The sequence below is a fragment of the Desulfovibrio sp. genome, from assembly GCF_035644575.1.
Taxonomy (GTDB): Bacteria; Desulfobacterota; Desulfovibrionia; order Desulfovibrionales; family Desulfovibrionaceae; genus Desulfovibrio.
This window is the reverse complement of sequence record NZ_DASQOG010000226.1, coordinates 1-9,474: the sequence shown is the minus strand read 5'-3', so window position 1 is coordinate 9,474 and position 9,474 is coordinate 1. Positions and strand designations below refer to the sequence as shown.

The window sequence follows — 9,474 nt, the reverse complement described above, 5'->3', positions numbered from 1 at the left end:
ATCAGCCTTTTTTGCGCTGGATTACAGAAAACAGTCTGCCGCCCACGGCCTGACCAACCTTCATCCGTCACGTCATCAAGAGGAAACTATGTCCATCTATGTTTCAGGATCACTGGCTTTTGACCGCATCATGACCTTCCCCGGCAGTTTTCAGGATCACATCCTGATGGACAAGCTGCACATGATCAACGTGAGCTTCATGGTGGACGGCATGGATGAACGGCGTGGCGGCTGCGCGGGCAATATTGCCTATTCTCTGGCCCTGCTTGGCGAAAAACCCACCATCGTTGCCGCCGCAGGGCGCGACTTTGGCCCTTACGCCATTGTGCTGGAAAATATGGGGCTGCCGCTGGAAGGTATCCGCCGGGCGGAAGAAATCTTTACCGCCCTGTGCTACATCACCACCGACCTCAACAGCAACCAGATCACCGGTTTTTACCCCGGCGCCATGAGCCTCCCCGCCGATTACAGCTTCCCCGCCATTGATGGTGATAAGGACATTGCCATCATCTCCCCCGGCAATGTGGAAGACATGCGCCGCCTGCCGGGATTTTACCGCGAAAAGGGCGTTCCCTATATTTTCGACCCCGGCCAGCAGTTGCCCGTGCTCACCGGCAATGATCTGCTGGCGGCCATTGAAGGCTCCTTTGCCTGCATCACCAACGACTATGAACTGAACATGATCTGCAAGGCTACGGGCAAGAGCGAAGACGAGCTGGTGGGCCGCACCCTGTGGCTTGTGACCACTCTCGGCGCGGACGGCGCGCTGGTGCGCGGCGCGGACGGCACGGAAACGCGCATTCCCGCTGTACCTCCCCGTCAGATTCTCGACCCCACAGGCGCGGGCGACGCCCACCGCGCGGGTCTGCTCAAGGGCCTGCTGCACGGGCTTTCCATGCCTGAAGCCGCCAAGATCGGCTCTGTGAGCGCCAGCTTCTGCCTTGAAAAAATGGGCACGCAGGAACACGAGTATTCGCCTGAAGTCTTCCGGCAGCGGTATGAATCCGTGTTTGGCCCCCTGCCCGAAGGCATTCTGGCTTAAGCGTCAGGCAGCCCCTGCGGCAGATGACCCCAACGGGCTGTAAACCGGGAGTAAACCATGCAGAACAAGCTTCCTGAAGGTATACGGGTTCTGTTTGTGGCTGGTTTTGGCCCGGTAGTGGCCGACCCTGACGCAAGCGGCAAGCTGTACAGAAAGGTGCTGGGCCTGCCCATGCGCCATGAAGAAGGCTACGAAGGCTATTGGCATTCCCAGTGTCTGGAGGGCGTAAAACACTTCGCCCTCTGGCCGCTGGAAAAGGCCGCGCTCTCCTGCTTTGGCGAGGAGGTCTGGCCGGAACGTCTGCCAGTGCCGCAGGCCTGGCTTGAGCTTGATGTGGAAGACATTGTTTCCGCCACGCGCATTCTTGAACAGAACGGCTATGAGCTGCTTCTCCGGCTGAAGGAAGAACCCTGGGGGCAGACCGTCACCAGATTCCTCAGCCCGGAGGGCATACTCATGGCTGTTACGCACACGCCTTTTTTGCGCGAAGCGGCTTCGGCGGAGGAAACGGCCTGAGCAGGGAGGCGGCATGTACTACATTGCGCTGGTTGTGTTTGCGGGCTGCATTGTGGCCCTGCAACCGCCCATCAACGCGGCCTTGAGCCGCACGGTGGGGCTGCTGGAAAGCGGGCTTATTTCCTTTGCCATAGGCGCGGCTTTTCTGGCTGTTCCGGTTCTGCTGATGGGGCGGGGCAATGTGTTCCGCGTAATTGAAACCCCTGCATGGCAGTGGGCTGGCGGGGTGCTGGGCGCGTTCATGGTTGTGAGCACAACCCTGGCCGCGCCGCGTATTGGCGTGCTGGCTACGCTCGTCGCCATGATTTTTGGCAACCTTGTTATGGCGGCCATTATTGACCACAACGGCTGGTTCGGCCTCAATGCCATTCCTTTTGACTGGCGCAGAATGCTTGGGCTGGTGTTGGTGCTGGCGGGCATTGCCCTTGTGGTGCGCCGCTGATAATGCCTGCGGCGCGCGGCAGAAGCCCGCGTTGCAGCAAAAATAAGGGAAAGAAATGCGCGTTGATGCAGTGCGGGAGTTTTTGGCCCGCCATGGTCTTGAAGAGGCATACCGGGAGTTTGAAGTTTCAAGCGCCACCGTTGATCTGGCTGCTCAGGCCATTGGCTGCGAGCCGGGGCGCATTGCCAAGAGCCTGTCCATCAGCGTCAATGACGCGCCGATGGTGCTGGTGGTCATGGGCACGGCCCGGCTGGACAACCGCAAGTTCAAGGACGCCTTTCACGCCAAGGCCCGTTTTATCAAGCCGGAAGATCTGGAAGCCCAGGTGGGGCATCCCATGGGCGGTGTCTGCCCCTTTGCTCTGCCCGAGGGCGTTGCCGTGTATCTGGACGAAAGCCTCAAGCGCTATGATCCCGTGTATCCGGCTGCGGGCGCGCCCAACAATGCCGCCAGGCTCACTCTGGCGGAGCTGGAGCGGATCACGGGAGGCGTGTGGGTGGACGTGTGCAAGAACGAAGAAGCCTGATTTTTTTGCTGATGCGCTCGTAGGATGATACTGCGTTGCGGCATGTGCCGCGCGAGATCCTGCGGGTGCTGTGTTTTTGCCGCGCCTGCGGGCGGGGCGTTCATCTGCGGCTTGTTGCATCAGAGCTCTCCCGGTGGGCTGGCTTTATGCGCTACTGCCCAAAACCGCCACGCCGTCTATGGCAGCCGCCCACGCCGCAGCGTGTACCGTGCCCATCGCACAATTCATAATCCCCGCCCTCAATGCGCAGCAGCTTGCCGTTTACCAGCGAGTCGGCCAGTTTTTTGCGCGCTTCCGCATAGATGCTCTGCACGGTGGTGCGGGCAATGCGCATTTTTTCAGCGCAGGCCTCCTGATTCATGCCCTCAAGATCAATGAGGCGCACGGCCTCATATTCATCCACGGTCATGATGACTTCCTGCTGCGCCTGCGGGGTGCTCTGTTCAAAGCCCGGCAGCGGCCCAAAGTTGCGGTTTTCCGGCAGGCAGCAGACTTTGCGCCATTTTTTTGGTCTTGGCATGCAATCCTCTTGGAGGCCGTCCGGCAATGGCGCGCACTGGATGCGCACACTGGCCGGGCGGCCTTGCTCATTCATATACGGTCACTTTAGCTGTTATTGCCCGCGGCGTCACTGCCTGCCGCAGGGCCTACGCCGCAGCTTTCTGCCCGACCTGCGGGGCCGTTGCCCTGCTGCATGCCACGCCCCATACCACGCCCTTGGCCACGGCCCATGCCCTGGCCTGCTTCCTGCCCTTTCATGGCGCAGTTGCCGCCCCTGTTGCCGTGCCGTTGTCCGTGGCGGCAGCAGCGGCCTTGGCCCATGCCCATATTCTGGCCCATGCGCTGCCCCATGTTCTGGCTTGCGTCCATTCCTTGATCTGCGGGCTGGCCCGCATCAGGCACAGCTCCCATGCCGCGTCCTGCCGCGTTGGCAGCCTTGCCGCCGCATCTGCCCATACCGCGCCCTGTGCGCGAACCATTGCCCTCCGGCCCTGTGTGATCGAAACGAGGCATGTTGTCCTCCTTATGTTGCAGTTATTGACATATGTCATAAACAGGAGTATGTGTGTTTATGACATATGTCAATAATAAAAAACAGGCAAAGCCCAGTTGCCTGAAAAAATGCTTCTGAAAGCTAACCATTCCGAGAGGACAATGAACCATGAGTGATTGCAATCATCAGTGTGGCTCCTGCGGCGAGCAGTGCAACGAGCGCAGCGAGGGGCAGGAGGCGCAGGATTTTCGCGTCAAACCGCACCCCAAAAGCCGTGTTGGCAAGGTAATAGGCGTTGTCAGCGGCAAGGGCGGCGTGGGCAAGTCGCTGGTCACATCCCTGCTGGCGGTAGCCCTGACCCGGCAGGGCAAACACTGCGCCATCCTTGATGCGGACATCACCGGCCCTTCCATCCCGCGCGTGTTCGGACTGACGGGCAAGGCCCATGTTGAGGGCGACGGCCTTGTGCCCGAGCGCAGCAAGGGCGGGGTGGACATCATGTCCATGAATCTGCTGCTGCCCGGCGATTCCGACGCCGTGCTCTGGCGCGGGCCCATCATTGCCGGCGCGGTCAAGCAGTTCTGGTCGGACGTGGTCTGGCGCGATGTGGACTACATGTTTGTGGACATGCCTCCAGGAACGGGCGATGTGCCGCTGACCGTGTTTCAGTCGCTGCCGGTGGACGGCATTGTGGTTGTGACCTCGCCGCAGGAGCTGGTGAGCATGATCGTGCAAAAAGCCATTGATATGGCGCGCCAGATGGATATTCCCATCCTTGGGCTTGTGGAGAATTACTCGTACTTCAAATGCCCGGATAACAACAAGGAATACAGGATATTCGGCGAGAGCCATATTGATGCCGTGGCCCAGCGGCACGGCCTGAAGGTGCTTGCCCGCCTGCCCATTGATCCTGCCCTTGCACAGGCCTGTGACAAGGGCGCCATCGAGGATGTTGACCAGCATTTTATGGACGGTGCATTGGCCGTGATTTCCCGCATGTAAAATCGCGTACAGCGTAGCGCCTGTGTGGCGTCTGTTGCGCATGGCCGCAGGGTGAGGGAGCCGTTGCACGGTTGGCCCACCTTGCGGCCATGCGCATTTGCTGAATACGTAAAAAAGGGAGCATCTTTACCTTTGCTGCCATGTGTGCCTATGCTTGCACAAACCAAGGAGCAACCATGCGTACATACCAACAATTCATCAACGGCAAATTGGTTTCCCCGACAGGCTTTGCAATGATTGAGGTGGAGAACCCCTCCACTGGCAAAATAATGGCCCAGACGCCCAACGGCGGGCGCGAGGACGGGCTGGCGGCGCTTGCAGCCGCGCACAGGGCGCAGGATGCCTGGGCGGCGCTTCCGGCGGTGGCCCGCGCCGGATACCTTAAAAAAATGGCGGATCTTATCCGCAAGCACAGGCTGGAACTTGGGCGTATCCTCGCCGAGGAACAGGCCAAAACCCACCCCCTGGCCCAGGTAGAAATCGACCTCACCGCCGAGTATTTTGACTACTATGCGGGATGGGCGCGCATCTACGAGGGCGAGATCATCCAGAGCGACCGCCCGCGCGAAAATATCCTGCTGTACCGCAAGCCCATTGGCGTTGTGGTGGGCATCTGCCCGTGGAACTTCCCCTTCTTTGTCATGGCGCGCAAGGTCGCCCCCTCGCTGCTCGTGGGCTGCACCACGGTTATCAAGCCCAGCAGTGTTGCCCCTGCCACGGTCATGCATTTTGCCAGCCTGCTCATGGAACTGGATCTGCCCGCTGGCGTGGTAAACTTTGTCACGGGCGGCGGCGGCACCCTGGGCGAGGCCCTTTCTTCCAGCTCCATGACCGACATGGTCAGCCTGACAGGCAGCGTGGAGGCCGGGCAGCGCATCATTGCCGCTAGCGCGCAGAACATTACCAAGGTCTCGCTGGAACTGGGCGGCAAGGCCCCAGCCATTGTCTGCGCCGATGCGGATATGGATCTGGCGGTCAAGGCCGTCACGGCCTCGCGAACGGTGTTCAGCGGGCAGGTGTGCAACTGCGCGGAACGCCTCTACGTGCACGAAAGCGTGGCCGACATGTTCGCCGAAAAGCTGGCGGCTGCCTTTGCCGCCGTGCGTCTGGGCAATCCTTTTGACGATCCGGCACCTGACATGTGCAGCCAGATCAGCGCCGAGCATCTTGAAAAGATCAGCGGCATGGTCAAGCGCGCGGAAGCGGACGGCGCGGAAGCCGTTGTCGGCGGCGCGCCCGCAGACCGGGATTCCGGCTACTTCTACACGCCCACCTTGCTGCGCAACTGCCGTCAGGACATGGAGATCGTGCGCAACGAAGTGTTTGGCCCTGTGCTGCCCATGATGACCTTCCACGATCTGGATGAAGCCCTGACCCTTGCCAACGACTGCGACTACGGCCTGACGTCCTCCATCTACACCACCAACGTATCCACGGCCATGGAAGCGGTGAACCGTCTCAAGTTTGGCGAGACCTACGTGAACCGCGAAAACTTCGAGGCCATGCAGGGCTTCCATGCTGGCTGGCGCAAGTCGGGCATTGGCGGCGCGGACGGCAAGCACGGCCTCATGGAATACCTCCAGACTCATGTGGCCTATATTCAGTATTAACGGTCAGATGCAGACATGCTAAAATAAACGAGGCCCCTCACTGAGGGGCCTCGTCTGTTTCATATATGGGGCGGATTTGTTTACTTGGTAAACAGGATCAGGGCCACCATCTTGAGATCTGTGGAACCGGTATTGAGCAGGGCGTGGCTTTCGCCATCGTTGCACACGGTCACGTCGCCAGCCTTGACGGGGGCTTCAACGCCGTTGTCGTTGTACATGCCTTCGCCTTCAAGGATGTAGTATATTTCGATTTCGCCGTTGTGTTTGTGGTTGCCCACGGCACAGCCGGGTTTGAGCGTACCGATGTTGAACAGACGGCCTTTGCCAGCCAGCCCGTTCTCATTGACGATCTTGGTAAAATGGACAGCGCCCGGCCCGCCAAAAAGTTCTTTTTCAAAGCATTCCAGAGCATCAGCGCGGTTGATCATGGTGTTCTCCTGTGGTTCGGGCGCGGATGCGCCGGTTAAAACTGGGCTGCAAGAGCGCGTTCCCTTGATTTGCAAGGCCGCCCGCATGCCCGCGTGATAACCGGGCATTGCTGCGGCGATCATTCGCGCGGAAGGCGCTTAACTGTTGTTCTCGTCATCGTCTCCGTCATCGGGGGCGACAACGGGCGCATTTTTGCCATCCGGTTTGCCCTTGGCTCCGGCAGGCAGCACCTTGCGCGGACGGCGCGGCGCGCGTCTTCTGCTTGCGCGCGGTTCCGCCGCCGGTTGAGGCGTCCTTGTGCGAGGCGGCAGTTCCTTGATGTTCACGTCAAGCTGCGGGAAGGCGATTTCAATGCGCTGTTCGCGGAATTCGCGCTCGATTTCCACGCGGATGTCCGAAGCTGTGGAAACAGAGACGTCATAATCCCGCACCCAGAATTTGAGGCTGAAATCAAGCGTACTGGCCCCAAAATCCGCAAAGGCCACGCTCGGCGGGGGATATTTGAGCACGTTGCTGTTGGCGTTGGCCGTTGCCAGCAGGATTTTCATCACCGCATTGGCATCGGAGCCATAGGCCACGCCGACCTTGATTTCCCTGCGCACGGTGCGGCTGTTGCGCGTCCAGTTGATAAGGCGGCTGGCCACAAATTCCGAGTTGGGGACAATAATCAGGGCATTGTCAAAGGTTTCCACCATTGTGGCGCGCACGCTGATTTTGCGCACGCGGCCCTGGGTGCCGCCCACTTCCACCACATCGCCCGCCTGGAGGGTGCGGCTGAAGATCAGTATCAGACCCGACAGGAAGTTGTTGACGATGGTCTGCATGCCGAAACCGATACCGACAGAAAGACCACCGGCTACCATGGCGAGGTTGCTCAGCTCCATGCCCACGGCGCGCAGGGCGAACAGGCCGAAGCAGCACCACAGCGCATAGGTAAAGGCCGTCTGCATGGGCGGAATGAGCGTGGCGTCGATAGCCAGCCCCTGCTTGGGCAGGCGCGCCAGAAAGCGCGAACCCATGGCAACCGCCGTGCGCGTGAGGTAGAACATGGTGATGATGAGCAGCAGGTGCACAACATTGAATTGCGTAGCGCCCACATTGACGCCGCGCAGAACATAATGCTGGAGCAGATACATGCCGCCGGGCAATGTGCCGACCCACTGCGAAACGCCCACAAAGGCCGCAACCAGCACCACCGGGGCGGAGAGCGCCACGGCAAGGTGAGCAAGGGCTGCGCGCACGCCTTCCTGAGGCAGCTTGTCGTTGAGGCTGCTGACAAGAGACATGCCGCCCATGCAGAGTTGCAGGGCCAGCGAGCAGGAGACAAAGAGCAGGTACAGCACCATGCTGTAGATGTGCAGACCGGACAGGGTCAGCACAAGGCATATCCACAGCACAATGGGTTCGCATTCAAGCACGCTGGTTTCCACATGCATGGGGCCAAGATCAAGCTTGGGCCTGCGGTGCTGCCGCACAATGGAAATAATGACGATGCACAGCCAGATAACCAGCACCAGAGGCTTGGTCAGCGGCAGATAGAGCAGCACGTATGAGCACAGCGTTGGCTGAATGAGTATCCAGAAGGGCGGCTTTTGGCGCGGCACCTCGGGGTATTTCAGCAGGCGCAGGTCCCATGCCAGGTGTATCTGGGCCACAATGAGGCACAAGTTGCCCAGGGCCAGAAACAGGCGAAAGAACTCGCCGGATGCGGACATGGAACTGCCGAGAAATGCCAGCCCCACGCACAGCCAGGGCAGGCTCACGCGGAAAACATGCCGCAGGGTGCTGTTTTCGTCCTTGTCCTGCGCGGCCCAGCGGCGGTACAGCAGCACCGTGAGCACGCCGGTAAGCAGCAGACCGAGGATAAAGCGCAGCACTGCCGTACCCCAGCGTTCAAGCGTGACAGGAACTTCCACAGGCAGGCGCAGGATCATGCCCTGAACCGAATAGTGCATCTGCCGCCCAAAGTCGGCCCATGCATCGGGGCTGAGCCAGGGTACCGGGCTTTGCAGATAATAGTTCTTCCACAGCAGGGGGATCTGGGCGTTGATTTCTTCCTGCATCTTTTCCAGCCGCTTGATAAGCGCCAGAGCAGGAGCAAGGGCCGAGTCGTACTGGGCCAGCACGGCTGTGAGGCGCAGACGGGTGAGCGCCAGCGTTTTGCCGTATTCCTGCATTTCCGGGCTAAGGCTGCCATCGTGCAGGTCTTCAGGCATGCTGTCGGCCAGATAGCCCACGCGTTCCAGCAGGGCCTGGGCTTCGGTGCGCGCAACCAGCACAGGGTCAAGCACCTTGCGCAGATCAAGCACCGTGGCCGTGATGCGGCGGCTGACAGCTTCAACGGGGTTGGGCCAGTTTTTATACGTATTGAGCAGCACCAGCAGACGCCGTGCTTCTTCCATAAAGGGCTGAACCTTCTGGCTCAGATTGGTTGACCGCTGGGCAAAGGTATCCCCCATGGCCGTGGCCTTCTGGGTGATTTCATCGAGCATGGCCTTTTGCCCGCTCCAGACCATTTCCCAAGGGTCGCGCAGGGGCAGGGTGGCGATGGCGGGTTCTTCGTTGGTGTCAACCTTGGCCTCAGCTTTGTCGTCAGCCTTTTGGTCAGCTTTTGCGTCAGCTTTTGCATCAGCTTTTGCATCAGCTTTGGCATCGGTTTTGGAGGCGGGCTTGTCGGCCTTGTCAGCCTTGTCGCCCCTGGGGGCGTCCTGTTTGGCGGCATCGGGCTTGGCAGTGTCAGGCTTGGCAGTGTCTGCCTTGGGGGAATCCTGCTTGGCGGCGGGGGTCGGTTCCGCCGCAAATACGGCGGGAGAGGCCAGGGCACAGCACAGGGTCAATAAAAGGGCGGTTATCAGCAATTTGGGTGCGTGCATGGAATCCTCAGATTACAGTCGGTTGTCCCTGAAGGTGGAT

The 9,474-nt window shown here is 60.0% G+C and carries 10 protein-coding genes; 6 read left to right on the top strand and 4 right to left on the bottom strand.

Features of this window, described 5'->3' with window-relative positions; all coding sequences use genetic code 11:
- Nucleotides 1–88: 88 nt before the first annotated feature.
- The 4 genes from VEZ52_RS12750 to VEZ52_RS12735 are packed head-to-tail and all read left to right on the top strand — an operon-like array spanning nt 89 to nt 2,526.
- On the top strand, nt 89–1,042 hold the full coding sequence (locus VEZ52_RS12750) for a carbohydrate kinase family protein (protein WP_324837156.1): 954 nt from the start codon (nt 89–91) through the stop codon (nt 1,040–1,042).
- A gap of 57 nt (nt 1,043–1,099) precedes the next feature.
- Nucleotides 1,100–1,558 carry a VOC family protein gene (locus VEZ52_RS12745; RefSeq protein WP_324837155.1) on the top strand — a complete coding sequence of 153 codons (459 nt, stop codon included), beginning with the start codon at nt 1,100–1,102 and terminating at the stop codon, nt 1,556–1,558.
- 13 nt (nt 1,559–1,571) lie between these two features.
- Nucleotides 1,572–2,000 (top strand): DMT family transporter, encoded by a 429-nt coding sequence (locus VEZ52_RS12740; protein WP_324837154.1) that lies wholly within the window; start codon nt 1,572–1,574, stop codon nt 1,998–2,000.
- 55 nt (nt 2,001–2,055) lie between these two features.
- Nucleotides 2,056–2,526, top strand: coding sequence for a YbaK/EbsC family protein (locus VEZ52_RS12735; protein WP_324837153.1), 471 nt, complete (start codon nt 2,056–2,058; stop codon nt 2,524–2,526).
- Between the two features lie 151 nt (nt 2,527–2,677).
- Here the strand turns inward: VEZ52_RS12735 and VEZ52_RS12730 are convergent, their stop codons facing one another.
- Complete coding sequence (locus VEZ52_RS12730; RefSeq protein WP_324837152.1) at nt 2,678–3,046, bottom strand: DUF134 domain-containing protein; 369 nt, start codon at nt 3,044–3,046, stop codon at nt 2,678–2,680.
- A gap of 86 nt (nt 3,047–3,132) precedes the next feature.
- Nucleotides 3,133–3,540, bottom strand: a complete 408-nt coding sequence (locus VEZ52_RS12725; protein ID WP_324837151.1) for a DUF5320 domain-containing protein — start codon at nt 3,538–3,540, stop codon at nt 3,133–3,135.
- Nucleotides 3,541–3,688: 148 nt separating this feature from the next.
- Here VEZ52_RS12725 and VEZ52_RS12720 point away from each other — a divergent pair, with 148 nt between their 5' ends.
- A complete protein-coding gene (locus VEZ52_RS12720; RefSeq protein ID WP_324837150.1) occupies nt 3,689–4,522 on the top strand; it encodes an Mrp/NBP35 family ATP-binding protein in 834 nt (277 codons plus the stop codon).
- A 176-nt stretch (nt 4,523–4,698) separates the two neighbouring features.
- A complete protein-coding gene (aldA, locus tag VEZ52_RS12715) occupies nt 4,699–6,132 on the top strand; it encodes an aldehyde dehydrogenase (protein WP_324837149.1) in 1,434 nt (477 codons plus the stop codon).
- Nucleotides 6,133–6,212: 80 nt separating this feature from the next.
- Here the strand turns inward: aldA and VEZ52_RS12710 are convergent, their stop codons facing one another.
- Entirely contained in the window at nt 6,213–6,560 is a 348-nt protein-coding gene (locus tag VEZ52_RS12710) for a cupin domain-containing protein (RefSeq protein ID WP_240823585.1), read from the bottom strand.
- Between the two features lie 138 nt (nt 6,561–6,698).
- Nucleotides 6,699–9,434: a mechanosensitive ion channel family protein gene (locus tag VEZ52_RS12705; protein WP_324837148.1), complete on the bottom strand. Its 2,736-nt coding sequence runs from the start codon at nt 9,432–9,434 to the stop codon at nt 6,699–6,701.
- Nucleotides 9,435–9,474: the final 40 nt, after the last annotated feature.

Coding starts and splice junctions, on each gene's coding strand:
- VEZ52_RS12750 (WP_324837156.1), top strand. CDS start 89: ATGTCCATCTATGTTTCAGGATCACTGGCTTTTGACCGCATCATGACC.
- VEZ52_RS12745 (WP_324837155.1), top strand. CDS start 1,100: ATGCAGAACAAGCTTCCTGAAGGTATACGGGTTCTGTTTGTGGCTGGT.
- VEZ52_RS12740 (WP_324837154.1), top strand. CDS start 1,572: ATGTACTACATTGCGCTGGTTGTGTTTGCGGGCTGCATTGTGGCCCTG.
- VEZ52_RS12735 (WP_324837153.1), top strand. CDS start 2,056: ATGCGCGTTGATGCAGTGCGGGAGTTTTTGGCCCGCCATGGTCTTGAA.
- VEZ52_RS12730 (WP_324837152.1), bottom strand. CDS start 3,046: ATGCCAAGACCAAAAAAATGGCGCAAAGTCTGCTGCCTGCCGGAAAAC.
- VEZ52_RS12725 (WP_324837151.1), bottom strand. CDS start 3,540: ATGCCTCGTTTCGATCACACAGGGCCGGAGGGCAATGGTTCGCGCACA.
- VEZ52_RS12720 (WP_324837150.1), top strand. CDS start 3,689: ATGAGTGATTGCAATCATCAGTGTGGCTCCTGCGGCGAGCAGTGCAAC.
- aldA (WP_324837149.1), top strand. CDS start 4,699: ATGCGTACATACCAACAATTCATCAACGGCAAATTGGTTTCCCCGACA.
- VEZ52_RS12710 (WP_240823585.1), bottom strand. CDS start 6,560: ATGATCAACCGCGCTGATGCTCTGGAATGCTTTGAAAAAGAACTTTTT.
- VEZ52_RS12705 (WP_324837148.1), bottom strand. CDS start 9,434: ATGCACGCACCCAAATTGCTGATAACCGCCCTTTTATTGACCCTGTGC.